The sequence below is a fragment of the uncultured Devosia sp. genome, assembly GCF_913055165.1.
Lineage (GTDB): Bacteria > Pseudomonadota > Alphaproteobacteria > Rhizobiales > Devosiaceae > Devosia.
In genome coordinates, this window is sequence record NZ_CAJXJS010000005.1 from 25420 (window position 1) to 48082 (window position 22663).

The window sequence follows — 22663 nt, forward strand, 5'->3', positions numbered from 1 at the left end:
GGCGACTTATTGCGCCATGATGATGCGGCCATCGATGACCGGGGTATAGGGTGCATTGTCCGAGAGGTACTCGGCCAGCACTTCCTCCAGGCCCGGACCATAGTCGTAGGCATCCACCGCATTGGTCGCAAACAGCGCGTAGCCGTCGCCGCCGTTACGCATGAAGTTATTGGTGGCAACGCCGTACATTTTGGCCGGATCGATCGCTACCCAGGCGTCACCTTCACGCACCTCAACTTCGCTCACGCGACCTTCCATCGGGGCAACGCTGGGGTCGAGCTTGAAGCGGAGGCCCGAGACCTGCGGGAAGCGGCCGGCGCCTTCTTCAATCTGGCTGACCCCTTGTTCGAGGGAGGCGACGATATCGGCCCCGGAAAGCTTCATGGTGGCGAGCGTGTTCTGGAATGGCAGGACGGTGAGCACGTCACCCATGGTGGCAGTGCCAGCGCCGATCGACGCGCGCAGCCCCCCCCCATTGGTGATGGCAATGGTGTAATCCTGGCCTGCAAGCCGGGCCAGCATCGCGTCGGTCACGGTGTTGCCCATCTGGCACTCCATGGCCCGGCAGCTTTCGCGGCTGCCATCAATATCGGCGGCAACTTCAGCGACGGGGGCGGCCTTGATGCGCTCGATCGGTTCGGCCATTTCAGCAATGCGCGCCTCGATATCGGCATCGGGCTCGATGCTTGCATCGAGAACCACCGTGTCGCCCGTTGCCGCCGTCACGTAGCCGTCTTCGTCGAACTCGAGTTTCAGATCGCCAAGATATTTGGAATAGGCATAGGCCTGGACGATGGGGACGGCGCGGCCCGACGGATTTTCGACCAGGGTGGCATAAGCCGGGGCGCCCTCGACGGTGTTGGAGAGCAGCGTATGGCTGTGGCCACCAATGATCGCGGAAATACCGTCGACGGCGGCCGCGATCTCCTGGTCACGGGCGAACCCGACATGGGAGAGCAGCAGGACCTTGTTGATGCCCTCGGCGTTGACACGCTCGACGGCGCCCTGGAGGTAAGCGATTTCGTCCTCAAAGGTGACGTCCGGGCCGGGCGAGGAAAGCTCGGCCGTGTCAGGCGTCAGAACCGAGAGAACGGCGATCTTCTCTCCACCGACTTCCAGGATCGTATATTCCTCGAGCAGGCCCGAGAGGGCGCCGCCACCAACCTTCGTGTTCCCCGAGATCACCGGGAACGAGGCCAGCTCAATCAGCTCAGCAAGATTGTCCGGTCCCTTGTCGAATTCGTGGTTGCCGAGAGCCATGGCGTCGAAGCCAATGGTGTTCATGAGCTCGATTTCGGCCTTGCCGTTGTAGGTGATGTAGAAGAGTGAGCCCTGCGACTGGTCACCTGCGTCGAGCGTAACGAAATTGGCGCCTTCGCCCTCGAGTTCGGCGCGGCGTTCCCGCAGCTTGGTCGCCAGGCGACCAAAGCCGCCGAAGCATTCGCCAGCGTCTTCGGCATCGACGGAGCAGGTGGAGTCAAAGCCGCTGATCGACTCCACGCGCGAATGCATGTCGTTGATGTGCAGGACATTGAGCGCGAAGGCGCCGGTATTGGCGCGAGCCGAAGTCATCGAGAAGGTGCCGGCCCCCGCGACCACCATGCTGGCGCCTGCGACTTGAAGGAAGCGCCGGCGATTCATGGCCGTGGGTTCGGAATTGGATTTGAACTTGGAAATAAGCATGTACGTCCCCTGTCTCAGATGCCGATTGCCGCCTGTGGGATGCAGTCCCTTATATGCGGCGAAGCCAGGCGTATTTGTCCCAAACGGTGAGTCAGTTTGATGACATCGCCGTCTTGCTCCGCGGCCAGTAAACGCCAATTCCTCCCGCTCGCGAAGCAAAATTTTTATCGGGTGGTCAAATTGTGACAGTGGCGTCTTTCAAGTGTCTTCATCTTTGCGCAACCATGGAAGCAGGATTGCGCGTCAGCACTGCCGTGGTAGGCAAAATGCAAGGTGCGGCAATTTAGGATGGGCCAGCCATTCCGGCCTGCATAAATGGATGTCGCATGAGTGCCTCGCTTGAAAGTCTGATGCCCGAAATCGCTCCGGGCGAGCAGGGGCCGTCGCAATTGCATCGCCTGGTCATGTTCCTTGTCATTGGTGGGGGCGCTGCTGCGGGCTTTGTGCTTTTGAGCAGCATCGCGATTGCATTGCTCCCCATGGTCGATAACTGGTTGGTCAGCGCGCTCTGCTATGCCGGATTCATTCCGCCCGTCTATCTGCTGCATCGGCGCTTCACCTTTGCGTCGGACGTCGATCATCTGCGCGCCTTGCCGCGCTATGCCGCGGTGCAGATGATGGCGTTGGCGCTCGCGACGCTGTTCAGCTTTCTGCTGCACGGCGCATTGTCATTGCCCAGCCTGTCGGCGGCGATACTGGTCACGACCCTCACCTCGGGCGTAAATTATCTCGTCTTGCGCAATTGGGCCTTCGCTTTCGATAGACAGGTGGAGACCGTGCCGGCATGAGTCTTGCGCCACGGGGAAAGCGGCTTCTCAATCAGGTCCATGGCGCGTTGATCTTCGGGCGGCGCGTTGAGGCTCTTGCGGATGCTCTGGCGAATGCCATCCCCCATGACGCCCGCCGAATCCTGGACTTGGGGTGCGGGGACGGGCAGGTGGCCGTCGCCCTGATGCAGCGAAGGCCCGAATTGGCGGTCGAGGGTGTCGATGTCCTGGTCCGGCCGGTCACCCATATCCCGGTGACGCAATATGACGGCACGAGCTTGCCCTTTGCCGACCAGAGCTTTGACTATGTCACCATTGTCGATGTGCTGCATCACACGGACGATCCGGCGTCGGTGCTGACCGAAGCCGCGCGCGTGGCGCAGCGGGGGGTGGTGATAAAGGACCATTTGCGCGAAGGTGTGTTGGCCGGCCCAACATTGCGGCTGATGGACTGGGTGGGCAATCGTGGCCACGATGTGCGGCTGCCCTACAATTATCTCGATCGTGAAGAGTGGGGATATGCCTTCGCCCGGGCCGGGCTGGGGGAAACCCAGCGGCAGGTGCGGCTTGGACTTTACCCCGCCCCATTGAGCTGGTTCTTTGAGCGGAAGCTGCATTTTGTGAACCGGCTGGAGCATATCAATCCGGGCTGACGGGCTTTCAATACCGGCTCAGTCGGGTATTCTCCGCGCCGTTTGATTTGCAGGGGAATGCTTATGCGCAGTGCTTTGATCGTTTATGGCGGCTGGGACGGTCACGACCCGGAGGAATGCGCCAGCATCTATCGCCGCTGGCTGCATGAGGACGGCTATTCGGTGCGGACCGCCACCGAGACCAGCGCCTTCGCAGATCCCTCCATCGCCGATCTCTCCCTGATCATACCCATTTTCACCATGAGCAAGATCGCCAAGGAAGAGGTGGAAAACCTGACCAAGGCGGTCCGTGGCGGCGTGGGTCTGGCTGGCCATCATGGCGGCATGAGCGATGCTTTTCGGGAGTCGGTGGACTACCAGTTCATGGTCGGCGGCCAGTGGGTGGCCCATCCTGGCGACATCATCGACTACACGGTCGATGTGACCAAGCCCGACGATCCGATCATGGCGGGGATCAAGCCCAGCTTCCCCTACACCTCCGAGCAGTACTACATGCATGTCGATCCGATGATTGAGGTGCTGGCGACCACCACGTTCAGCGGCGAGCATGCCCCATGGATCGAAGGCGCCGTGGTGCCGGTCGTCTGGAAGCACCGCTACGGCCAGGGCCGCGTCTTCCACATGACGCTTGGCCACCGCGCCAAGGAGTTCGAGAACCCGAATATGGCCACGATCATGCGCCGGGGCCTCAACTGGGCTGCCCGCGACGAATAGTATCCGGCGCCTACCAGCGCAGAAGGTATCGCCCGATCAGTGCGCCGAGCAGGGCCGTCAGGGCGATGCCCAGCGAATACCAGACCGCCATGAACATCATGCTGGTTTCCCCGCAATAAAAGGCATAGGCGGCGGCACCAAAGCCGCCCGCCAGCAATCCTGCACCGAAGCCGGCCAGGGTGGGGGAGGCCGGCGCAAACCGGCGCATCGCTGTCAGCAGCACCATCAGCAGCGGTGCCGCGGTGAGAATGATCAGCCAGGGGCAGACCAGCGCCGTTCCACCCATGAGCACGGGCATGGCCCAATCGGCCTGCATCCAGCCAGCAATGCCCGCTGCCAGGGCCAAGAGGATCACCGCGCCGGCGGCCCAGAAAGGCCAGACGCGGTGGGCATCGGGCCGCGACAGAGCCGGAACCGCGACCAGGCCGAGAAGCCCCAGGCCGATCGTATAGGCCAGCTTGCCCCAGAACATGGGGCTGCCCCATGCGCCACCAAACGGACGGCCGACAAGAAGATCGAGCACGATTGGCCCCATCAGTAGGGTGCCCATGAGCCCCAAGGCGATGGCCAGCAGGATCCGCTTTTCCAGATCCCGCGCCGCAGTCGGCTTCAGTTCGGCAGAGAGGCGGTCGATCAGCTCGTCCGTCATTTCCCGCTCCCTGCAAATTTGCTCATCAGGGATTTGAGCCCGCGATGAATGGAGACCTTGGCGGCGGTTTCGGTCATGCCGTGGCGCGCCGCGGCCTCGGCCACGCTCGTGCCTTCCAGCCGCGTCTGGCGGATAAGGTCGGCGGTTCGCTCCGGAACCTGGGTCAGGACTGCGTCGACATCGCGCCGGTCGGCGGCATTGGCGCTGTCGTCAACGGCGAAGATGGGCGCGTCATCCTCCAGCGGCACTGTCGGGCGAATGGCGTGGCGGCGGACATGGTCGACAAATTTGTGATGCGCCACCGCATGCAGCCAGGATGTGAAGGGGCGGCTGCGGTCATAGGTCATCCGTTTGGTGTGCAAGGCGAGCAGTGTTTCCTGCACGAGGTCCTCCGCGTGCGAAGCATGGGACGGGCTCAGGCGGCGCGCGAACCAGGGTCGCAGGTAGCGCGTGAGCTCGGCCAGCAGCCGACGATAGGCGGCTGCGTCGCCGTCGAGTGCGGCGAGCATCAACTCGCGCATCCTCTTTTCGGTCGCATCCGCCTGCATTGGTACTCCATTCGCGCCCAGCACCACCGAAGTTACACAGGACGCCTGAAAAAGCGAGCACCGAACACGCCTGCGTGAACAGGTAACCTCACCGGGCGCCATGCGAATATCTGCGCGAGGCCCTGCGGGTGAGCGTGGCAGGGACCATAACATCGACGTGATGGCGAGCATTGGCGCGATGCGTTAGCGTTACTAAAGGCACAGCGCCAGCCGCGCGCTCCGGAAGGGGGAGAAATGTCTGAAGAACAAGGCCTGCCGCCGATCAGGGGTCCGCTGGTCTATCGCCAGTCCATCTGGACGCGGGTGACCCATTGGGTATGGGCGATCTGCCTGTTCTTCCTCCTGCTTTCGGGGCTGCAGATCTTCAACGCTCATCCCAGCCTCTACATCGGACAGCAATCGGGCTTCGAGTTCGACAATGCGATCCTCAGCATCGGTGCGGTCAATACACCAGAGGGGCCGCGCGGGCGCACGACCCTGTTCGGGCAGCAATTCGATACCACTGGTGTGCTGGGCATGAGTGGCCCGGAGGCCAACCCGACCTTCGTGGGTTTCCCGGGTGCGGTGACCATTCCCTCCTTCCGCGATCTTGCCACCGGGCGCGTTGTGCACTTCTTCTTTGGCTGGATTTTCGTTGCCGCGCTTTTCGTCTGGTTCCTGGCCAGCTTTATCAATGGTCATTTGCGACGGGATATTGTGCCCCGGGGCAAGGACATTGAGGACTTGCCAGGTGACGCGCTCGACCATGCGCGATTGCGCCTCACTCATGGGCGCAGCTATGCTCCGCTGCAGAAGCTGAGCTACTTCACCGTTTTCTTCGTCTTGTTCCCGCTCATCATTCTGACGGGGCTGACCATGAGCCCGGGCATGGATGCGGCTTGGCCGTGGCTTCTCGACATCTTTGGCGGACGGCAAACGGCGCGGACCATCCACTTCGTCGTGATGGTGTTGCTGGTGCTGTTCTTCATCGTCCACATTATCATGGTGCTCTTGGCGGGACCGCTCAACGAACTGCGCTCGATGATCACCGGCTGGTATCGCACTAGCCCCGGCACGCCGAGTGAACAGGGAGACAGGCCATGAGCCGGTTGATCCTCAATCGCCGCAAGTTTCTCATTGGGTCTGCAGCGCTGACCTCGTCGGCAGCCCTTTCCGGCTGCAGCCAGTTCGACTTCTTGGGACAGCGCGACAATCCCATCCGCAACGCCATGGAGCGCGCCAATGTGCTGACCTATTCGGCGCAAAGGGCGCTGATCGGCGAGCAGACCCTGGCCCGGGAATTTGCCGAAAGTGAAATCCGGCAAGGCATGAAGCCGAATGGGTCCACCGAGCCGACCACCCCCGAATACATGTTCCTGCGGCAGGCGAATTTCGAGCCCTACCGGCTCACCATCAAGGGCATGGTAGACAGAGAGTTGAGTTTCTCCCTGGCCGAATTGCGCAACATGCCGGCGCGAACACAGATAACTCGCCATGACTGCGTGGAAGGGTGGAGCTGCATCGCCAAATGGACGGGCACGCCGTTGGGGCCGATCCTGGATCAGGCGGGGGTGAAGCCGGGCGCGCGCTATTGCGTCTATCATTGCTTCGACAATATCCAGCGGACGATTTCCGGCGACATCCTCTATTACACCAGCTCGGACCTCATTGATGCCTACCACCCCCAGACAATCCTCTCCTATGGCCTGAACGATCAGGTCCTGCCCGTGAGCAATGGCGCGCCGGTCCGTCTGCGGATTGAGCGGGCACTGGGCTACAAGCAGCCCAAATATCTGCACACCATCGAACTGGTGGACGATCTCTCCCCGTTCGGGCGCGGCCAGGGTGGCTATTGGGAGGACAATGGCTACGACTGGTACGGTGGGATCTAGGCGCTGCTCCTGCACACCCCTCATGCGGCTGGCGCGCTTGCTATTTGCCGCCAACTCGCCCATATGGGCATGACGTCACGGCAGAATGGCCGTCGATGGACTTCTCTTCTTGCTTCTGCGGTGAGCGGCGAAGTCGACCCGAATACCAGATTGGCCGAGGAGCCAGCGGTTCGGGTTTGAGCCAGCACCCGCGCGATACCCCCTATCGCCCGATTGCATTATTCAACTGCGCCTTCCGCTGTCGGAGTGGCGCTCGCGCGATTTCGCGCCAAAGGAAAGACAATTAGTTTGTCCGATTTCATTTCGCTCGGTCTGCCAACCACCATCACCGACAGCCTGACGGCCGGTGGCTTTACCGAGCCCACAAAAATCCAGACCCAGGCCATCCCTAAGCTTCTTGAAGGCCGGGACATGCTGGGCATCGCCCAGACCGGTTCGGGAAAGACGGCCGCCTTTGGCCTGCCTATCCTGGCCGGCATTCTGGGCCTCACTGGTCGGCCCCGCCCGATGACCACGCGCGCGCTGATCCTGGCGCCGACGCGCGAACTGGCGGTGCAGATCGACGAAAATATCCGTAAGTTTGCCGGTTCCAAGATGAAGCTTGATACCGTGCTCGTTCTGGGCGGCGTCTCGCGCTATCACCAGGTGCAGAAAATCGCCAAGGGCGTCGATGTGGTCGTTGCGACCCCCGGTCGTCTCAAGGACCTGTTAGACGACAACAAGATTCGTCTCAACGAAACCCGCTGGCTGGTCCTGGATGAAGCCGACCGCATGCTGGACATGGGCTTCATTGCGCCTGTCCGCGCCATTGCCAAGGCAATCGGGTTGCGCCGCCAGACCATGCTGTTTTCGGCCACCATGGCGCCGGAAGTCGAGGATTTGGCCAAGTCATTGCTGAAGGAACCGATCAAGGTCGAGGCGGCGCCGCAGGGCTCCACCGTCGTCAAGATCGACCAGCGTGTCATCATGTCCGGCTCCAAGGCCAAGCGCGGCGTACTCAACGACCTTCTGGCCGACGAGGCCGAAGGCATGGAGCGAGTGATTGTCTTCGCGCGCACCAAGCATGGCGCCGACCGCGTTGCCAAGAACCTGGCCATTGATGGTCACGAGGCGGCGGCCATCCACGGCAATAAGAGCCAGAATGCCCGCCAGGCGGCGCTCAAGGGTTTTGCCAGCGGCGGTGTGCGCATTCTGGTCGCTACCGACATCGCGGCGCGCGGCATCGATGTGCAGGGCATCACCCACGTGGTCAATTACGATCTGCCCGACGATGCGGAGAACTATGTCCACCGCATCGGCCGCACCGGCCGCAATGGCGCATCAGGCAAGGCGATTACCTTGTGCGACGGCACCGAGAAATCCAAGCTGCGCGATGTCGAGCGGCTCATCCGCCGCACGCTGCCGGTCTCGGGCGATATCAACCTGGTCGAAGAAGCGCCGGTGCAGCGCCAGCCGCGCAACAATGCTGGCGCTCCGGGCGGGGCCCGTACGGCCCGCAACCCCAAGGCCAAAAGTCCGCGCAAGTTCAATACGCCGCGCCCGGGTGGAGAACGGACCAAGGCGGCCGATGGCAAGCCACAGGATGGTCGGCCTGCTGGTGCCAAACCCAGCGGCGCGAAATCGGGCAAGCCGCGCTGGTCCAAGGGCCAGCGTGATGCTGGTCGGGCACGCCGCGCCTCGGCAAACGCATAAGACCGATAAATCGGTTACAAGGATGGGCGGCCTTCGGGTCGCCCATTTCATTTGGAGGGATTGTCGTGACGTCCATTGCCGTTATCGGGCCTGGTGCCATTGGAGGAACGCTTGCGGCCTGGCTGGCGCAAAGCCCCGCATTTAATGTTTCGGTTTGCGCCCGGACGCCGATTGCCGATCTGCTGGTCGAGACACCGCAGGGCACGATTGCTGCAACCCCAAAGGTTCTCACCGAGCCATCCGAGGCCCGGCCTGTCGATTGGGTCATCGTCGCGACCAAGACCTATAGCGCCGATGCAACGGCACCATGGCTGACGGCGCTGTGCGGCCCCGATACACGCGTGGCAATCGTCCAGAATGGCGTGGAGCATGTGCGTCTGTTTGCGCATTTGGTGCCCGAGGAGCAACTGATCCCGGTGATGATCAATCTGCCGGCCTCACGCTCCGCGCCGGGGCGCATCGTCCAGAGCCGCCATGGCATCATTGCGGTCCCCACAGGACCCAATAGCGAGGCGTTCGTCGACCTGTTTGCCCATACGGAGATCGAGGCGGCGGTGCATGCCGATTTTCTGAGCCAGCTCTGGGTCAAGCTTACAGGCAATAGCGCGGCAATTGTGCCAGCCCTGACCCTGCGCGCCACTGGTCCGGTCTGGTCCGAGGATCTGGCGGACATCATTCGCGCAATTGTCGACGAGTGCGCAGCTGTTGGGCGGGCGGAGGGCGCAGACGTGCCGCAGAGCGTGGTGGAGGCGACGATCGACAACATGCGCAACATGAAAGAGGGCGCCTTAAGCGGTTCCATTCACGCCGATCGCCTGGCCGGCAATCCCATGGAGATCGACGCGCGCAATGGCGTCATTGTACGGTTGGGCAAGAAACATGGCATCGCCACGCCCGCCAACCGCATGCTCGTTACGCTGCTGGCGGCGTCTGGGACGCCATGGATTTCGGAGGCGTAGCCGCTTCGGCCACAGAGCCCAGATAAAGGACGTCGCGCGTGGCGCTGGTCTTGTCCAGACCATCATGGGTGAGATGTTCGAGGAAGCTGACGGCCCAGTCGTTGACATTGTGCTTGCGTGCCGAGTCCATCAGCGCTTCCCAGCGCTGCTTACGCTCGGCAAGCGGCATGTCGAGGGCCATGCGCAGCGCCTCAGAGGTTTCGTCGGTATCAAAGGGGTTGACCAACAACGCCTCGGGGAAGATCTCGGCGGCGCCGGCAAAGCGTGACAGCACCAGCACGCCCGGATCTTCCGGGTTCTGGGCGCCCACGAACTCGTGTGCAACAAGGTTCATGCCATCCCGCAGCGGGGTCACCAGGGCCACCCGAGCCATGCGGTAGAGGCCCGCGAGGCTGGGTTGGCCATAGGCCCTCTTCACATAGGTCAGGGGTTGCCAGTCGGGTTCGGCGAAGTGCCCCATGACGCGCCCGCAGATTGCATCCAGCGTGTCGCTGGTTTCCTGGTATTCCTTGATCGTGTCGCGCGACGGGGGCGCCACCTGCAACAGGTGTACGGAACGGCGCATGCGGGCATTGTTGGCGAGAAGCTTCTCATAGGCTTCGACACGCTGGGGGAGACCCTTGGAGTAGTCGAGCCGATCAACGCCCAGGATCAGCCGTTGCTCGCCCAAAGCGCGTTTCATGCGGTGAACCATCTTGGTCGCTGCCGGGCTGACGGCAAGACGGGCAAAGGCGTCTGGGTCGGAACCGATCGGGAAGGCCTGCACTTCGGTGCTGCTGAAGTCGATCGTCTGCACCTTGTGTCCCCCAAAGGTCGAGGGGGCCTGGTGCTCGGCAAATTCGGTGAAAGCAGCGACGTCCCGCTTGGCCTGCATGCCCACTAGGTCATAGCGCGACAGGTCCCGCATGAGTTCTTCATGGTGCGGAATGGCATAGAGTGCGTCCGTCGTGGGGAAGGGGATGTGCAGGTAAAACCCGATGCGGTTGCGCGCGCCGAGCCGGCGCAGCTCGGCGGCCAGCGGGATCAGGTGGTAGTCGTGGACCCAGACGATGTCATCGGGTTTGAGCAGCGGCAGCAGGGCCTTGGCGAACTGCTGGTTCACCCGGCGATAGCCTTCGTACCAATGGCTTTCGATGGTCGCCAGGTCCAGCCGCAAGTGGAAGCTGGGCCAGAGAATGGAGTTCGAGAATCCGGCATAATAGGCGTGATGGTCCTCGCGGGTGAGGTCGATCTGCGCCACCTCAAGGCCATCAATGTCCTCAACGCGTGCCTCGCGAGAGGGTTGGTCGGTCAGTTTGCCCGACCAGCCGAACCAGAATCCCTCCCGTTCGCTCAGCACCTTGCGCAGCGCCACGGCGAGGCCGCCTGCGGCGGGACCCTTGCCGGGCGTGCGGTTCGATACAATGACGATGCGGCTCATCTGGATGGTGCCCCGTTTTGTGTTCAACGTGTGATTGCCGCGCCGTCCGGCCCGGTCGAGAAAGTCAGTGTGCAGTCGTGGTGTCTGCCAGTATCGGCGCGTCTCCAGCGATGGCGGCGGCGGGTCGTGAGCTGTTGGCGATCTCTGCCAGGCCCTCGAGCAGCGCATGGACCGAGGCCACGTCGGCGATGCGCATCTGCGCCACCGTCCTGCCGGGACCAAGCTTGATCCCGATGCCCCCCAGCTCCTGCGCCACGCGGAACGCGTCTTCGTCCGTCTTGTCGTCGCCAATGAAAATGGGCGTGCGCCCGACGAATGGTTCTTCCTGCATGAAGGCGCGCAAGGCGCTGCCCTTGTCGAAACCGGCCGGGCGCGCTTCGATCACCATCTTGCCCGGCACCAGGGTGAACTCAGCATGGTCGGAGATCGCATCCTGCATGGCGAGCAGGCACTCTTCCTCGAGATAAGGTGCCTGCCGGTAGTGCAGGGCCACCGCGCCGTCCTTGGGTTCAAGGATGAGGTCGGAATGTTCGGCGACCAGCGGCGCAATGGCGCTGGCGATCGCCTGGGCTGCGCTGATGATTTCGGTGTCCAGCTCGATCAAGGTGCCATCGGCCCGCCGACGCTGGGCGCCGTGTGCCCCCGCGACGGGCAAGTGCGCCGGCGCCAGGAAACGGTCAATATCGGCAATCTCCCGACCGGTGATGACAGCCAGGGCGTGACCGAAGTCGCGCGCCACGCGATCGAGTTGTTCGGGCAGGCCAGGGTGAACTTCGACCGCGTCAGGTGTCTGGGCGATTTCGACCAGGGTCCCGTCGAAATCGGTGAAAATGGCGAGCATTGGTGCCGCGCCGCCAGACTGTGCGATCGGTTCGGACATGGCTTCCCCTTTGGTTGCATTGATGGTCACAGCTTGCAACGCGGGGCGGGGCGAAAAGTTCGCCCCTCATGGCTGGTATGCGCTCGGCGGGATTTATGAACGTCACATTAATGGTGCATTGGAGCAGCGTTCAAAGCGGCATCGATAGAAGGAGGGCAGGGCGGATATCGCCGCCCCGGCATCAAATGAGGGTCCTTCACATCATGTCACAGCTCATGCTCACCGCATTGTTCGCCCTGTCGATCAGCTTCCTGACCTTTGCCGCCTCCTTCGCTGAGGCGCCCAGGAGCGAAATTGCGCCCGCCGCTGTTGAGGATGCCCGCTAGGCGAGCGGTATGCCCCTGCCACCTTTGTCTTTCTGATAGCGTTCGGAAAGCTCGGCATAGAGCGCGTTGAGGTCGTCAACGCGCGCCAGCAGGGCCTCCCGGCCGCTGCGATCCAGGCCCGCTATCATCTCCTGCAGGCCATGGCTGGTCCAGAAATCATTGCGCCGATTATAGAGGTCGCGCTCGGCGGAAACCTTCCCGGTTTCCGGTTCCGGCACAGCATAGACGGCTTTGAGGATCTGAATGTCGTAGGGGATCGCGAAGCTGTCCCGGCTGTCCTGGTGGCTGAACAGATAATAGAAATTGTCAAATCCGGACCAGGTAATGCCGGATAGGCAGAGCGAGCAGGGCTCGTGCGTGGCAAGGAACAGGCAATCCTTGGCCGCGGGTCGCTGGCCCTCCGGCAGTTCGAAGAAGCGCTTGATGGCGTGCATTTCGCCGTGCCAGAGCGGATTTTCGATTTCATTATTGGTTTCCGCCACCACCAGCGACAGGTCAGACTTTTTCAGGATGGCGGCGCCAAAGAGCTTGTTGCCCTGCGCCACGCCCTTGGCTGTCAGCGGCGCAATGTCCCTCTCGATGACATCGAGAAGGCGGGAAATCAGTTGCACAGTCTCCAAGTGACTACTCCGAGGGTCGTACCAGACCAATAAGGGGGATGCCTGCAGCATCGAGCAGCCGCAGGGCTGGTCCGTCAAGCTCGTAGAATGCCACGGCGGAGAGAGCTGTGAAGTAGTCCGTCTCCAGTTCCGTCACACTGGCTTCGCAGGCCATGCGGGTGGCTGCCGCCGGTCCGAAGTGTAGTTTTGTTCCCTCGAAGCTGGCTTCTGTGAAGTAGTTGTTGCAGCCCCCAAATCCGCCGGCGCGATTGTCCGCGGCGATTGACAGTGTCGGCGCGCGCGATCCCGTAACCGGCCGACCGCCAATGCTGGTGACTGTCCAGAGCGTGTTGACCAGTTCTGCGGGCGCGGTGGGTATCGGCGGCTCCGGCGGCAAGGCTTGCTTGGGCACAGGATATACCGTGATCGCTGTCGGCATGTCGTGCCCAAGCGCTACGGGGTAGGGAGCGCTGCTGCGGAACAGCACCTGATCCGCGCTGGAGATTTCGGCGGCAAGTCCATATGCCCCCGCAGCATCGTCAAGCTGCGCCTCGACATTGAGTACGAAACGGATCGGCACCTGCCCCTTTGCGGGAATTCCCGCAGAGGCGCCGACAACGGGGGTCATTGTCGACAGATCAACCAGCGTAACGCGCAGCCATGCATTCGGCGGCAGACCGATGCGTTCGCGGTAGGTCACCGTGCCATTGATTGTAGCGGCAGCCAGTGCGGCGGTCGACCAGAATGCCAGGATCACGGCCAGCGCGCCGACCAGTCTCGACAATTGCATTTCCGCCTCCATCCCTTTGCTGACAAACTACAGCAACGGCCTGACGGTTGCGAGACAAGAGGGGAATGTAGGTTAGCGGGCCAGCCTCAGGCGATAGTCCAGGGCTGGTTGAAGTGGTGCTCTTCAAGGTTGTTGCCATCTCCCCCGCGGTCAACAACAAGGTAGGTGCTTTCGCGCTCAAGCGGTGTCAGGACACCGTGCCAGGTGTTCATGGCGATATTGACGCCCTGTCCCGGTGCCGGGCGGAAGGCTCGCAGCCGAACCGGAATGCCGTCATCGTCTTCGGCAACGATGACGAGCCAGGGATGCTCCGAAAGCGGGTAGAAGGCCTGGCTGCCCAGGGGGTGTCGTTCCACCATCCGCAGGGTGAGTGGCAGGGCATAGGGCTGGCCATGGAAGATCGAGATCATCGGGCGGGCGCCCGGGCCGGCCAGTTCGATCCTGGCGAGGTCGTGGTAGCGCTCAGTCATCCCGGCATTGATGGGATAGTGGTGGGCGCCATTACGCTCCAGCACCTGCCCAAAGGGCGCGAAGGTGGTCGCCGTCAAGGGTTCGATCTGGATCGTGCGTTGGTTCTGCATGATCAGAAGGGCAGCTTGGCGTGGCGGTTGACGTCCTTGTAGAGCAGATAGCGGAAGCGCTGTGGCCCCGCGTAGCAGGCCTGCGGACAGAAAGCGCGCAGCCACATGAAGTCGCCGGCCTCGACTTCTACCCAGTCGCGGTTGAGCCGATAGACCGCCTTGCCTTCGAGCACGTAAAGGCCATGCTCCATGACATGGGTTTCCTCGAAGGGGATCACGGCGCCCGGCTCGAGGGTGACGATGTTGACATGCATGTCGTGACGCACGTCGCTGGGATCGACGAAGCGGGTCGTGCCCCAGGTGTTGTTGGTGCCGGGCATCCAGATGATCGGCTCGTCCTGCTCATTGGCCACGAAGGCCGCCGGCACATCGATGCCTTCGACGACTTCGTAGCGCTTGCGCACCCAATGGAAACGGGCGGGCTCGGTGGACTTGTTGACCAGGGACCATTTGATGCCTGGGGGCAGAAAGGCATAACCGCCTTCTTTGAGCAGGTGCGTCTTGCCGTCGATGGTCACGGTCACCTGGCCCGCGACGACAAACAGAACGCCCTCGGCTTCGGGATTCTCCTCAGGCCTCTCGCTGCCGCCACCGGGGAACACCTCCACGATATATTGCGAAAAGGTCTCCGCAAAACCGCTCATCGGCCGGGCGATGATCCAGACACGGCTGTCGCGCCAGTGCGGCAGGTAGGAGGTGACGATATCGCGCATGACCCCATGCGGAATGACGGCATAGGCCTCGGTAAAGACGGCGCGGCCGGTATGTAGGGCCATTTGGGGCGGCAGGCCCGCCGAGGGAGAAGCATAGCTGGTCATGAAAATCTCCGCTCAAGCCTTGCGGCGAATGTCGCTGATGATGGTGCCGGCCGCCAGAACTTCAGCTTCATGATCCGGTTCGCGCCAGGTTTCGGCCAGCCCGGCCTCATACCATTCGACCATGGGCGGCAGCGCGCGCAGGCGCGCCGCATAGGCATCCGTTTCAGCACCAAGTGAAATGCCGTAGGTCTGCAAGCGGAAGGCAACCGGCGCGTAGAAGGCGTCCGCGATGGAGAAGCGATCGCCGGCCAGGAACGGTCCGCCGAAGCGCTGGAGGCCCGTGGTCCAGATTTCGGCAATCCGCGCCAGATCGCGTTCAAGCGCGGGGGAGCGGTGGTGCAACTGCACCCGCATTCCGCAATTCATGGTGCACACATTGCGCAACTCGAAGAACCCGGAATGCATTTCGGCCGTCACAGAGCGGGCATAGGCGCGCGCCGCCCGGTTGGTGGGCCACATGTCCGGATGGGTCTCGGCGACATGGTCCACGATGGCCAGCGAGTCCCAGATGCTGATCTCGCCATCGACCAGCAGGGGCACGCGGCCAGTGGGCGAGAAGGCGCGGAACTGGTCATGGCTGCCGTGGTCGACAAAGGGACGCAATTCCTCCTCAAACGGGATATTCGCCATGCGCAGCGCCAACCATGGGCGCAGCGACCAGGACGAGTAGTTCTTGTTGCCGATGATGAGTTTGAGCATGACGCGGTCTCCTGCCATTAGGGAGTAGCGCGGGGCGGGGCTGCGTCGCAAGCGCTCAGGCGTCGAGCGTTTGCTTGAGCCGGCTCAGCATGGCGGCCGCGTAGACCGCATAGGGCCCGATGAAGCGCTCGTGGATGGCGTGGATGGGCAGGGCGTCGAGGTGGTTCCAACGCTCGCGGCCCCGCTTTTCCGAGACCACGAGCCCCGCCGCTTCAAGCACGCCCAGGTGCTGCATCACCGTGCAGCGGTCGATTTCGGGAAACAGGTCGCACAACATGCCGGTGGTGCGCGGTTCGGTCTTGAGAAAATCGAGAATCCGCCGCCTGACGCGGTGGCTCAATGCCTTGAAAACCAGGTCGTCTGCATCGTCATTTGACATGTTATAAAAATATAACATATTGTGTTGTCAGTCAACCAAGGGAGATCAGTTCATGCGTGCCGTGGTCGCCAAGGAAAAGGACCTGCAACTTCAGTTCCGTGTGTCAGGCCGGATCAACAGACCGGTCCATGATGTGTTCGAAGCCGTGGCCGATCCCGACCAGCTATCAGGGTATTTCACCACGGGAGGCGCCAAGGGGCGGTTGGAAACCGGCGCCGTGGTGACTTGGGACTTTCATGACTTCCCGGGGGCGTTTCCTGTGGAAGTTGTCGAGGTGGTGCCCGATCAGCGGATCGTATTGCGCTGGGATGCGAGCGAGGCAACCGAGCCCAGTAGCACGGGCGAGACACCGCAGCCCGTGGGCTACAAGACGACCGTGACGATGGAGTTCGCTGCGCTTGAGGATGGCCGGACGCTGGTCACCATCTCGGAAAGCGGCTGGCGGCAGACGCCGGGCGGGCTCAAGTCATCCTATGGCAATTGCGAGGGCTGGACCGGAATGCTTTGCGCCATGAAGGTCTATCTCGAGCACGGCATCAACCTGCGCGAGGGGTTCTACAAGTGACCGCCAACCCCGGCCAACCTTGCTCCGCGTTGTGCAGGCAATAAAGTCGGGCGGACCTTTCGGGCGGCGCCGAGGGCAAGAACTCAACCCATTCAGTCGGAGATTTTCATGACCAACACCGTTGCTGCGACCGAATACATTTTTGCAAGCATCTCGCCCCAGCAGGTCTACGATGCTTGGCTTGATCCTGCCCTTGTTCGCCGCTGGATGAGCCGCAACATGCAGGCCAAGTTCGATGATTACGAAGTTACAGATATCCGGATCGAAGCGAAGGTCGACGGCCGCTTCTTCTTCGGCGGCAAACAGGACGGGGAGCAGTCCGACGCCTGGGGCTATTATCGCGAGCTTGTTTCCGGGCGCCGCATCGTCTTCACCTGGTTTGTCGAGGAGGGTGAGGAGAAGGAAGATAATTCAACCGTGACTCTGGACCTCGAACCACTCGGCTCGGGTACGCGTGCCCGGATCTCACACGAGATGGATGCACAGTGGGAGCCCTATGCCGCGCAGACGGCGGACGCCTGGCGCGGCATGCTGGTGGCGATCGACGAAACGTTTGGATGAAGGAGTTTCTGACGATGAAGACGACGCTTCGCGGTGTTTTCCTCACCTCCGATCAACCGGAAAAGCTGGCTGCGTTCTACCGTGATGTGGCCGGTCTGCCGCTCGAAGCGGTGGTTAGTGCCGACTATACATATTGGATGCTCGACAGGGAGGGCATGCAGCTGGCCATCCATGATGCGGAAGCTTTTGCGGACTATGCGCATCCGCCGCTGGCCGGGTCTAATCTGACGCATCTCTACTTCCAGGTCGCCGATCTGGCCGCTTTCCTGGATCACCTCAAAAGCAGCCGGATCGCTATCCATGCGGTCGACGATGTGACGGCGACGGTGATCGATCCCGATGGTCGCAAGGTGCTATTCGGCACGGCCTGATAGGCTTTGTTAGGGTTACCCATTCTTCAACACTTGGCGCTATTCTCCGATAATCATGCGTCAAGTGTTGTTGAGTATCGGCGTTTCCCCGCACCATTGGGTGCAGCACAACCTGCCCTGGCTGGCTGTGCTGGCCATGGTCTTTGGTTTTGACCGAGACGAGGATGAGGGACGCGAGCCTGCGGCCCGCACCGATCGCACCTCCTAGGGCAGGACAGCCTTCAATCGCAGCAGGGCGATGCGCTCCACCTGGGCGCATGCAGTGGCAAACTCGGCTTCCGCAACATTGGCGAGGCGCTGCTCAAAGCTTTCCAAGATGGACGCCTTGGTGTGGTCACGAACCGCGATGATGAAGGGAAACCCGAATTTTTCGACATAGGATGTGTTGAGCGCGGTGAACTTTTCGCGCTCGGCGTCGGTTAAGGCATCAAGCCCGGCCGACGCCTGTTCGGCCGTGGAGTCCGCAGTCAGGCGTTTGGCGGTCGCCAGCCTGCCTGCCAGGTCGGGATGGGCGCGCAACACGGCCAGGCGCTCCTCTGGCGAGGCCATGCGGAACTGACTGCGCAGGGCGAAATGGAGGCCGACGGCGGTGTCATTGGCCGGACCCATCTCGGCATCCCAGGCGCGTTCGGCAATCCAGGGCGAGTGCTCGAAGATCGAGCCATAGCGGGCGACGAAGTCGGCCTTCTCCAACTGGCTGGGAACAACTTCAGGCGCAACATAGGGGTGCGCCTTGGCCCAGTGCTCGGCGATCTCCAGCCGGGTCGGCACCCAGACCTTGTCGAAACCCTTGATGTAGTCGACGAATTTCTTGAGCCCTTGGTATCGGCCGGGCTGGCCGACAAGGCGGCAGTGCAGGCCGATCGACATCATCTTGGGCGAACCTGCCTGGCCCTCGGCATAAAGGCAGTCGAAGCTGTCCTTGAGGAAGGTGAAATACTCCTCGCCATTGTCGAAGCCCGGCCCGGTGACGAAGCGCATGTCATTGGTGGAGAGGCTATAGGGAATGATCAGCTGCGGCTTGCCACCAATGACCTTCCAATAGGGCAGGTCGTCGTCATAGGTGTCCGAGATATAGGCAAAGCCGCCCGCTTCAGCGACGAGTTCAATGGTGTTGAGGCTGGAGCGGCCCGTGTACCAGCCGAGCGGGCGTACGCCGGTGGCAATGGTGTGGAGGCGAATAGCCTCGGCGATCTGGGCGCGTTCCTCCTCTGCCGGCATGTCCTTGTGCTGCACCCATTTCAGTCCGTGACTGGCGATTTCCCAGCCGGCCTCCTGCATAGCGGCGAGTTGCGCGGGCGCGCGCATCAGCGCGGTGGCGACGCCATAGACGGTGACCGGTAGGCTGGCCTCGGTGAACAGCCGATGCAGCCGCCAGAAGCCTGCGCGGGCGCCATATTCATACATGCTCTCGACATTGGCGTGGCGCTGGCCGGGCCAGGGCGCTGCCCCCAGCACGTCGACGAGAAATGCCTCTGAGGCGGCGTCGCCGTGCAGGATATTATTCTCCCCACCTTCTTCATAGTTGAGCACGAACTGCACTGCGACATGAGCGCCACCGGGCCAATTGGCATGAGGCGGATTTTGGCCATAGCCGTGCATGTCGCGGGGATAACGGTTCATGGGGAGGTCTCTACAACATCAGGCAGGAGACCTAATGGTAAGCAGAAGGCGGAGGCGGATGCTAGGCCCCTGACTTGGCGGTCGGTCGCCCCGCCCCCATTCTCCCCATCAAGGGGAGTGACAGGTTGGGGATGCCGCAATAGCTCCTATGCATCCTTGCCGGCCACCTCTTCCAGCTTCTGCAGAAACGCCTTCCAGCCCGCATGGGCGCCGCCATAGGCCTGCTTCTGTTCCGGCCGGAACCCGGTCTGTTCGACGCGCAGATGCGTGCCGGTGGCGGTCGGGGTGAGGGTATAGGTGACCACGCTTTTGAGCGCATAGAGCGGGTCAGGGTTGTCGTGGTCCCAGGCATAGGACAGCGAGCGCTCCGGCTCGATGGCGAGGACCTCGCAATCCAGCACGCCACCCCATTCGCCGCGCAGCTTGAACTTGTGCCCGATCTCGGCCTTGAAGTCGTTGTTCATCAGCCATTCCGAAATCAGATGCGATTGGGTCAGCGCCTTCCAGATCTTGGCGACGGGCTGGTGGATTTCGCGCTCGACGACGACGGAGCGGGTTTCGGGGGCGGTCATCATGGGGTTGCCCTACGTCCTGGCTTTCTTGGTGGCGGCCCCGCCATTGGCGCGCGCCGCCGAGCGGATCAACTCCTTGAAGGCCCCGGCGTCGATGGTTTCGCCTTCGAAGAAGTCGATGGCGCGACGGACATTGCCCTCCAGGCTCGAATTGAACAGGTGGTCTGGGTCGGCAAGCGACGCACCCTTGGGAAAGGTGGTCTTCACCGCCGCCTTGTAGACCTCGCCGGTGCAGAGAATGCCGCTATGCGACCAGACCGGCTTGCCCCATTTCCACTCCTCGACGACGTCGGGAAGGGCCTCGTGAATGAGCTTGCGGATCATGGCGAGCTTGTCGCCGCGCCAGTCCGGCAGATCGGCGATGCGCTTGTCGATGAGTTCGGTGGGCGTGGCACCAGTTGCCAGGTCGGCGGCGCTGTTCTTGGAAAAAGTCATGGTTCCAACCTTCACATCTTCTCGCCAGGCAATTGGCTTGCCTGTTTCACCCAATCGGTGAACTGGTCCTCATCAATGGTGTCGTTCTCGTAGATATCGAGATAGCGCACCTTTTCCTGCTTGGAGGTCCCGGGCGGCTTGGGGTCAAGCATTGCGCCATTGTGGAAGGCGACCTTCACGTATTTGGTCATGCAATGATAGCTGACGAAATAGATGTCCTGCTTAGTCCCGTAAAATGGCGTGTTCCACTTCACGGCCTTCTCGACGCCGGGGACGGCCCTTGCGATGAGGGCATCCAGCTTTTCGCCGACGGCCCGCTGCCAACCGGGCATGGCAGCGATGTAGCGCTGCACCACCTCGTCGCCATAGCCCTTGGCGATCTGCGGATTGCCGCCAGCCAGGCGGACGATGCCGTCCGGTCCCGGTTTGAGCGGCGGCCGTTTTCCCTTGCCCTCAGGCATGGTTCAGCCCGGCGCGACGACGCGCAAAGTAGTGCTGGAAGAACATGAAGAGGCCCGAGAACAACAGCAGGAAGAGCGGCAGCAGCGGCGAATAGGTTACCAGTGCGGGCACATCGGCCTGGCCGAGCAAGCCTATGGCCACGAAATTGGCGATGACGGTGAGCGTGAAAACCATCGAGGTCCAGCGATGAAAGGCACGAATGAAACGGATCATTGGTCTATCCTTGTGAGCAAATTTTCGAGGGCATCCAGCCGCCCCTCCCAGAAGCCGGCCATTTCCCGGGTCCAATCCATCAGGGGGCTCAGGCCTTGTACTTGGGCCGAATAATGCGTCTGTCGTCCGGCGTGGCGATCCCGCACCAGGCCCGCCTGCTTGAGCACTGCCAGATGCTTGGAGACGGTGGGCTGCGCGACTCCGGCGGCATTTGTCAATGTGCCGACCGTCTGTTCGCCCTGTTTGCAGAGCTGTTCGAAAATGGCCCGCCGCGTGGGGTCGGCAAGAGAGCGGAACAGGGCATCCTGACGGTCGTTCATGGTTATCCATTCACGTTTGGCTATGGGTTTATTCATAGCTGATCGTGAATGGATGTCAATCGGTGCTGGGATCAGACTGCGCCCGGCAGGCTCAGGTTTTCGAAATAGGCTTTGGCGTGTTCGTAGAAAATGGCCGGTGCGAGGTGCAGCGAACTGCCCGCGCGCACTAGGATGCCGAAGCGGTTGGTGGGTACGCCGCCGTCCTGAAGCGGCCGGAAAACCAGCCGTCCGGAGGCAATTTCGTTCTGCGCACCAATCGGGGTCATGATCGAGACATAGTGTCCGCCCAGCGCCAGTTCCACCAGCAGGCGAATGGAACTGACCTCCACCAGCGGCGGGGTGATGTTGGCCGAGGATTTGAGGAAGGGCTCGATCACCTCGCGAATGGATATCTCTGGCTTGCCAACGGCGAGGGGATGGTCGAGGCATTGCGCCATGGTCAGGTGCTGAACCGTCGCCAGCGGATGGTCGGGAGACATGAGCGCACCGATAGAAACGTCGCGGCGAAAGGCGACGTCGACCTGGCGCGGGGGCTTGGCGATGAAGCCAAAGCCGATGTCGATCCGCTCATCGACCAACCGTTCAACCACTTCGGCCGAGGGAATGATCGCGACATCTAGTGTCAGGCGGGGATAGCGCTTGCCAAACTCGGTGAGCAGGATCGGCAGGAAGGATAGTCCGACGCTTTCGGCGGCTGCGATGCGCACCGAGCCGGCGCGGACCCCACGCAGCAGTTCGATTTCCGAGACGGCCGCTTCCATGGGCGCTACGAGCCTGCGCGAATGACGAAACAGGATTTCGCCAGCCGGAGACAGGCGCAGGCGGCGCTTTTCCCGCAGAAACAGGGCTATGCCCAGGGCGTCTTCCAGTTGCGCCACCTGCCGTGTCACTGCCGAAGAGGCGACGTCGAGCCGCCGCGCCGCCTCCCTTATGGACAGGTGCGTGGCCACCGCGTTGAAATAGAGCAGGGAAGGCTGGTGAAACACACGCGCCAGAAGGCTTGAGGAAAGCGCATGCTCACGGGGTCGGTCGGCGGCTGGACGGTGTTCCATGGCGCTGCTCCGTTGTTGCCGTTTCGGCAGCATAATGCTCCCAATTTGAGAGTATCAAGAGCAGAAGTGCATGCTAAGGTGCACCTTGGGGAACGAAGATGGAGCAGCAGATGGGCGGAGCCCTCACCACCCATGTCCTGGATACCATGCATGGCAAGCCGGCGCGGGGCATGCGGCTGGAGTTGCATTTCGTGCATGGTGATCACACCCACCACCTGCTCGATAGCTATACCAATGCTGATGGGCGGGTCGATCAACCGCTGCTGAGCGACGAGTTCCAGCAGGGCGAATATGAAATCCGCTTCCATGTCGGCCAGTATTTCGAGCGCATCGGGGTGGAGATCGAGACACCGTTTCTCGATGTGGTGCCGATCCGGTTCACCATCTCCGAGGACAAGCACTACCACGTGCCGCTGCTGGTCAGTCCCTTCGCCTATTCGACCTATCGGGGGAGCTGAGCC

At 62.0% G+C, this 22663-nt stretch carries 31 protein-coding genes; 13 read left to right on the plus strand and 18 right to left on the minus strand.

Going from position 1 to position 22663, the window contains the following annotated elements:
• Positions 1–6 precede the first annotated feature (6 nt).
• The gene (locus QZ564_RS03065) at positions 7–1683 is read right to left on the minus strand and encodes a 5'-nucleotidase C-terminal domain-containing protein (protein ID WP_297104395.1); all 1677 of its coding nucleotides are present in this window, start codon (positions 1681–1683) and stop codon (positions 7–9) included.
• Positions 1684–2009: 326 nt separating this feature from the next.
• On the opposite strand from QZ564_RS03065, the gene QZ564_RS03070 reads away from it, so the two are divergent.
• The 3 genes from QZ564_RS03070 to QZ564_RS03080 all read left to right on the plus strand — a co-directional run bounded on the left by QZ564_RS03070 (position 2010) and on the right by QZ564_RS03080 (position 3817).
• Positions 2010–2471 (plus strand): GtrA family protein, encoded by a 462-nt coding sequence (locus tag QZ564_RS03070; RefSeq protein ID WP_297104398.1) that lies wholly within the window; start codon positions 2010–2012, stop codon positions 2469–2471.
• A complete protein-coding gene (locus QZ564_RS03075; protein ID WP_297104401.1) occupies positions 2468–3103 on the plus strand; it encodes a class I SAM-dependent methyltransferase in 636 nt (211 codons plus the stop codon). Before QZ564_RS03070 ends, QZ564_RS03075 begins: the two co-directional genes overlap by 4 nt.
• A gap of 63 nt (positions 3104–3166) precedes the next feature.
• Positions 3167–3817, plus strand: a complete 651-nt coding sequence (locus QZ564_RS03080) for a ThuA domain-containing protein (protein WP_297104404.1) — start codon at positions 3167–3169, stop codon at positions 3815–3817.
• Positions 3818–3827: 10 nt separating this feature from the next.
• Here QZ564_RS03080 and QZ564_RS03085 read toward each other — a convergent pair whose 3' ends face one another.
• The gene (locus tag QZ564_RS03085; protein ID WP_297104407.1) at positions 3828–4466 is read right to left on the minus strand and encodes a DUF1109 domain-containing protein; all 639 of its coding nucleotides are present in this window, start codon (positions 4464–4466) and stop codon (positions 3828–3830) included.
• Positions 4463–4987, minus strand: a complete 525-nt coding sequence (locus QZ564_RS03090; protein ID WP_297104659.1) for a sigma-70 family RNA polymerase sigma factor — start codon at positions 4985–4987, stop codon at positions 4463–4465. The genes QZ564_RS03085 and QZ564_RS03090 overlap by 4 nt, the downstream gene beginning before the upstream one ends.
• Positions 4988–5248: 261 nt before the next feature.
• On the opposite strand from QZ564_RS03090, the gene QZ564_RS03095 reads away from it, so the two are divergent.
• From QZ564_RS03095 to QZ564_RS03110, 4 genes are all read left to right on the plus strand, one after another.
• On the plus strand, positions 5249–6097 hold the full coding sequence (locus tag QZ564_RS03095; RefSeq protein ID WP_297104410.1) for a cytochrome b/b6 domain-containing protein: 849 nt from the start codon (positions 5249–5251) through the stop codon (positions 6095–6097).
• The gene (locus QZ564_RS03100) at positions 6094–6885 is read left to right on the plus strand and encodes a molybdopterin-dependent oxidoreductase (protein ID WP_297104413.1); all 792 of its coding nucleotides are present in this window, start codon (positions 6094–6096) and stop codon (positions 6883–6885) included. The genes QZ564_RS03095 and QZ564_RS03100 overlap by 4 nt, the downstream gene beginning before the upstream one ends.
• 288 nt (positions 6886–7173) lie before the next feature.
• Positions 7174–8577: a DEAD/DEAH box helicase gene (locus tag QZ564_RS03105; RefSeq protein WP_297104417.1), complete on the plus strand. Its 1404-nt coding sequence runs from the start codon at positions 7174–7176 to the stop codon at positions 8575–8577.
• A gap of 65 nt (positions 8578–8642) precedes the next feature.
• Positions 8643–9536, plus strand: coding sequence for a 2-dehydropantoate 2-reductase (locus QZ564_RS03110; protein WP_297104420.1), 894 nt, complete (start codon positions 8643–8645; stop codon positions 9534–9536).
• Here QZ564_RS03110 and QZ564_RS03115 read toward each other — a convergent pair.
• Positions 9490–10983 carry a trehalose-6-phosphate synthase gene (locus QZ564_RS03115; protein ID WP_297104423.1) on the minus strand — a complete coding sequence of 498 codons (1494 nt, stop codon included), beginning with the start codon at positions 10981–10983 and terminating at the stop codon, positions 9490–9492. The genes QZ564_RS03110 and QZ564_RS03115 overlap by 47 nt on opposite strands.
• Before the next feature lie 37 nt (positions 10984–11020).
• Positions 11021–11836, minus strand: a complete 816-nt coding sequence (gene otsB, locus QZ564_RS03120; protein WP_297104426.1) for a trehalose-phosphatase — start codon at positions 11834–11836, stop codon at positions 11021–11023.
• 203 nt (positions 11837–12039) lie between these two features.
• On the opposite strand from otsB, the gene QZ564_RS03125 reads away from it, so the two are divergent.
• The gene (locus QZ564_RS03125) at positions 12040–12162 is read left to right on the plus strand and encodes a hypothetical protein (protein ID WP_297104430.1); all 123 of its coding nucleotides are present in this window, start codon (positions 12040–12042) and stop codon (positions 12160–12162) included.
• Here QZ564_RS03125 and QZ564_RS03130 read toward each other — a convergent pair.
• The 6 genes from QZ564_RS03130 to QZ564_RS03155 all read right to left on the minus strand — a co-directional run bounded on the left by QZ564_RS03130 (position 12159) and on the right by QZ564_RS03155 (position 16028).
• Positions 12159–12782: a nucleoside deaminase gene (locus QZ564_RS03130; protein WP_297104433.1), complete on the minus strand. Its 624-nt coding sequence runs from the start codon at positions 12780–12782 to the stop codon at positions 12159–12161. The two genes, QZ564_RS03125 and QZ564_RS03130, sit on opposite strands and share 4 nt — an antisense overlap.
• Positions 12783–12786: 4 nt before the next feature.
• Positions 12787–13551 carry an META domain-containing protein gene (locus QZ564_RS03135; RefSeq protein WP_297104436.1) on the minus strand — a complete coding sequence of 255 codons (765 nt, stop codon included), beginning with the start codon at positions 13549–13551 and terminating at the stop codon, positions 12787–12789.
• Positions 13552–13637: 86 nt separating this feature from the next.
• Positions 13638–14132: an ureidoglycolate lyase gene (locus QZ564_RS03140; protein ID WP_297104438.1), complete on the minus strand. Its 495-nt coding sequence runs from the start codon at positions 14130–14132 to the stop codon at positions 13638–13640.
• Between the two features lie 2 nt (positions 14133–14134).
• Complete coding sequence (locus QZ564_RS03145; protein ID WP_297104441.1) at positions 14135–14950, minus strand: bifunctional allantoicase/(S)-ureidoglycine aminohydrolase; 816 nt, start codon at positions 14948–14950, stop codon at positions 14135–14137.
• A gap of 12 nt (positions 14951–14962) precedes the next feature.
• A complete protein-coding gene (locus QZ564_RS03150; RefSeq protein WP_297104446.1) occupies positions 14963–15649 on the minus strand; it encodes a glutathione S-transferase family protein in 687 nt (228 codons plus the stop codon).
• Positions 15650–15704: 55 nt separating this feature from the next.
• Positions 15705–16028, minus strand: coding sequence for a helix-turn-helix domain-containing protein (locus QZ564_RS03155; RefSeq protein WP_297104449.1), 324 nt, complete (start codon positions 16026–16028; stop codon positions 15705–15707).
• Positions 16029–16110: 82 nt separating this feature from the next.
• Between QZ564_RS03155 and QZ564_RS03160 the strand changes: the two genes are divergently transcribed.
• From QZ564_RS03160 to QZ564_RS03175, 4 genes are all read left to right on the plus strand, one after another.
• The gene (locus QZ564_RS03160; RefSeq protein ID WP_297104662.1) at positions 16111–16593 is read left to right on the plus strand and encodes an SRPBCC domain-containing protein; all 483 of its coding nucleotides are present in this window, start codon (positions 16111–16113) and stop codon (positions 16591–16593) included.
• A 108-nt stretch (positions 16594–16701) separates the two neighbouring features.
• Positions 16702–17154 carry an SRPBCC family protein gene (locus tag QZ564_RS03165; RefSeq protein WP_297104452.1) on the plus strand — a complete coding sequence of 151 codons (453 nt, stop codon included), beginning with the start codon at positions 16702–16704 and terminating at the stop codon, positions 17152–17154.
• 14 nt (positions 17155–17168) lie between these two features.
• Positions 17169–17525, plus strand: a complete 357-nt coding sequence (locus tag QZ564_RS03170; protein WP_297104456.1) for a VOC family protein — start codon at positions 17169–17171, stop codon at positions 17523–17525.
• A gap of 70 nt (positions 17526–17595) precedes the next feature.
• Complete coding sequence (locus QZ564_RS03175) at positions 17596–17733, plus strand: hypothetical protein (protein ID WP_297104459.1); 138 nt, start codon at positions 17596–17598, stop codon at positions 17731–17733.
• Here QZ564_RS03175 and puuE read toward each other — a convergent pair.
• From puuE to QZ564_RS03210, 7 genes are all read right to left on the minus strand, one after another.
• Positions 17730–19148, minus strand: a complete 1419-nt coding sequence (gene puuE, locus QZ564_RS03180) for an allantoinase PuuE (RefSeq protein ID WP_297104461.1) — start codon at positions 19146–19148, stop codon at positions 17730–17732. The genes QZ564_RS03175 and puuE overlap by 4 nt on opposite strands.
• A gap of 146 nt (positions 19149–19294) precedes the next feature.
• Positions 19295–19720 (minus strand): SRPBCC domain-containing protein, encoded by a 426-nt coding sequence (locus QZ564_RS03185; RefSeq protein ID WP_297104666.1) that lies wholly within the window; start codon positions 19718–19720, stop codon positions 19295–19297.
• Between the two features lie 12 nt (positions 19721–19732).
• Positions 19733–20155 (minus strand): DUF1801 domain-containing protein, encoded by a 423-nt coding sequence (locus QZ564_RS03190; protein ID WP_297104463.1) that lies wholly within the window; start codon positions 20153–20155, stop codon positions 19733–19735.
• 11 nt (positions 20156–20166) lie between these two features.
• Positions 20167–20616 (minus strand): DUF1801 domain-containing protein, encoded by a 450-nt coding sequence (locus QZ564_RS03195; protein ID WP_297104466.1) that lies wholly within the window; start codon positions 20614–20616, stop codon positions 20167–20169.
• Positions 20609–20830, minus strand: coding sequence for a hypothetical protein (locus QZ564_RS03200; RefSeq protein ID WP_297104469.1), 222 nt, complete (start codon positions 20828–20830; stop codon positions 20609–20611). The genes QZ564_RS03195 and QZ564_RS03200 overlap by 8 nt, the downstream gene beginning before the upstream one ends.
• Complete coding sequence (locus QZ564_RS03205; protein WP_297104472.1) at positions 20827–21150, minus strand: metalloregulator ArsR/SmtB family transcription factor; 324 nt, start codon at positions 21148–21150, stop codon at positions 20827–20829. Before QZ564_RS03205 ends, QZ564_RS03200 begins: the two co-directional genes overlap by 4 nt.
• Positions 21151–21221: 71 nt before the next feature.
• On the minus strand, positions 21222–22202 hold the full coding sequence (locus QZ564_RS03210; RefSeq protein ID WP_297104475.1) for a LysR family transcriptional regulator: 981 nt from the start codon (positions 22200–22202) through the stop codon (positions 21222–21224).
• Positions 22203–22300: 98 nt separating this feature from the next.
• Between QZ564_RS03210 and uraH the strand changes: the two genes are divergently transcribed.
• Positions 22301–22660 carry a hydroxyisourate hydrolase gene (gene uraH / locus QZ564_RS03215; RefSeq protein WP_297104477.1) on the plus strand — a complete coding sequence of 120 codons (360 nt, stop codon included), beginning with the start codon at positions 22301–22303 and terminating at the stop codon, positions 22658–22660.
• Positions 22661–22663 lie beyond the last annotated feature (3 nt).

Excerpts from the sequence above, each read along its gene's own strand:
- QZ564_RS03080 (WP_297104404.1), top strand. The coding sequence starts at position 3,167 with ATGCGCAGTGCTTTGATCGTTTATGGCGGCTGGGACGGTCACGACCCG.
- QZ564_RS03210 (WP_297104475.1), bottom strand. The coding sequence starts at position 22,202 with ATGGAACACCGTCCAGCCGCCGACCGACCCCGTGAGCATGCGCTTTCC.
- QZ564_RS03075 (WP_297104401.1), top strand. The coding sequence starts at position 2,468 with ATGAGTCTTGCGCCACGGGGAAAGCGGCTTCTCAATCAGGTCCATGGC.
- QZ564_RS03170 (WP_297104456.1), top strand. The coding sequence starts at position 17,169 with ATGAAGACGACGCTTCGCGGTGTTTTCCTCACCTCCGATCAACCGGAA.
- QZ564_RS03145 (WP_297104441.1), bottom strand. The coding sequence starts at position 14,950 with ATGACCAGCTATGCTTCTCCCTCGGCGGGCCTGCCGCCCCAAATGGCC.
- QZ564_RS03125 (WP_297104430.1), top strand. The coding sequence starts at position 12,040 with ATGTCACAGCTCATGCTCACCGCATTGTTCGCCCTGTCGATCAGCTTC.
- QZ564_RS03200 (WP_297104469.1), bottom strand. The coding sequence starts at position 20,830 with ATGATCCGTTTCATTCGTGCCTTTCATCGCTGGACCTCGATGGTTTTC.
- QZ564_RS03135 (WP_297104436.1), bottom strand. The coding sequence starts at position 13,551 with ATGCAATTGTCGAGACTGGTCGGCGCGCTGGCCGTGATCCTGGCATTC.
- QZ564_RS03085 (WP_297104407.1), bottom strand. The coding sequence starts at position 4,466 with ATGACGGACGAGCTGATCGACCGCCTCTCTGCCGAACTGAAGCCGACT.
- uraH (WP_297104477.1), top strand. The coding sequence starts at position 22,301 with ATGGAGCAGCAGATGGGCGGAGCCCTCACCACCCATGTCCTGGATACC.
- QZ564_RS03185 (WP_297104666.1), bottom strand. The coding sequence starts at position 19,720 with ATGACCGCCCCCGAAACCCGCTCCGTCGTCGTCGAGCGCGAAATCCAC.
- QZ564_RS03100 (WP_297104413.1), top strand. The coding sequence starts at position 6,094 with ATGAGCCGGTTGATCCTCAATCGCCGCAAGTTTCTCATTGGGTCTGCA.
- QZ564_RS03150 (WP_297104446.1), bottom strand. The coding sequence starts at position 15,649 with ATGCTCAAACTCATCATCGGCAACAAGAACTACTCGTCCTGGTCGCTG.
- QZ564_RS03065 (WP_297104395.1), bottom strand. The coding sequence starts at position 1,683 with ATGCTTATTTCCAAGTTCAAATCCAATTCCGAACCCACGGCCATGAAT.
- QZ564_RS03090 (WP_297104659.1), bottom strand. The coding sequence starts at position 4,987 with ATGCGCGAGTTGATGCTCGCCGCACTCGACGGCGACGCAGCCGCCTAT.
- QZ564_RS03165 (WP_297104452.1), top strand. The coding sequence starts at position 16,702 with ATGACCAACACCGTTGCTGCGACCGAATACATTTTTGCAAGCATCTCG.
- QZ564_RS03095 (WP_297104410.1), top strand. The coding sequence starts at position 5,249 with ATGTCTGAAGAACAAGGCCTGCCGCCGATCAGGGGTCCGCTGGTCTAT.
- QZ564_RS03195 (WP_297104466.1), bottom strand. The coding sequence starts at position 20,616 with ATGCCTGAGGGCAAGGGAAAACGGCCGCCGCTCAAACCGGGACCGGAC.
- otsB (WP_297104426.1), bottom strand. The coding sequence starts at position 11,836 with ATGTCCGAACCGATCGCACAGTCTGGCGGCGCGGCACCAATGCTCGCC.
- QZ564_RS03155 (WP_297104449.1), bottom strand. The coding sequence starts at position 16,028 with ATGTCAAATGACGATGCAGACGACCTGGTTTTCAAGGCATTGAGCCAC.
- QZ564_RS03070 (WP_297104398.1), top strand. The coding sequence starts at position 2,010 with ATGAGTGCCTCGCTTGAAAGTCTGATGCCCGAAATCGCTCCGGGCGAG.
- QZ564_RS03140 (WP_297104438.1), bottom strand. The coding sequence starts at position 14,132 with ATGCAGAACCAACGCACGATCCAGATCGAACCCTTGACGGCGACCACC.
- QZ564_RS03190 (WP_297104463.1), bottom strand. The coding sequence starts at position 20,155 with ATGACTTTTTCCAAGAACAGCGCCGCCGACCTGGCAACTGGTGCCACG.
- puuE (WP_297104461.1), bottom strand. The coding sequence starts at position 19,148 with ATGAACCGTTATCCCCGCGACATGCACGGCTATGGCCAAAATCCGCCT.
- QZ564_RS03205 (WP_297104472.1), bottom strand. The coding sequence starts at position 21,150 with ATGAACGACCGTCAGGATGCCCTGTTCCGCTCTCTTGCCGACCCCACG.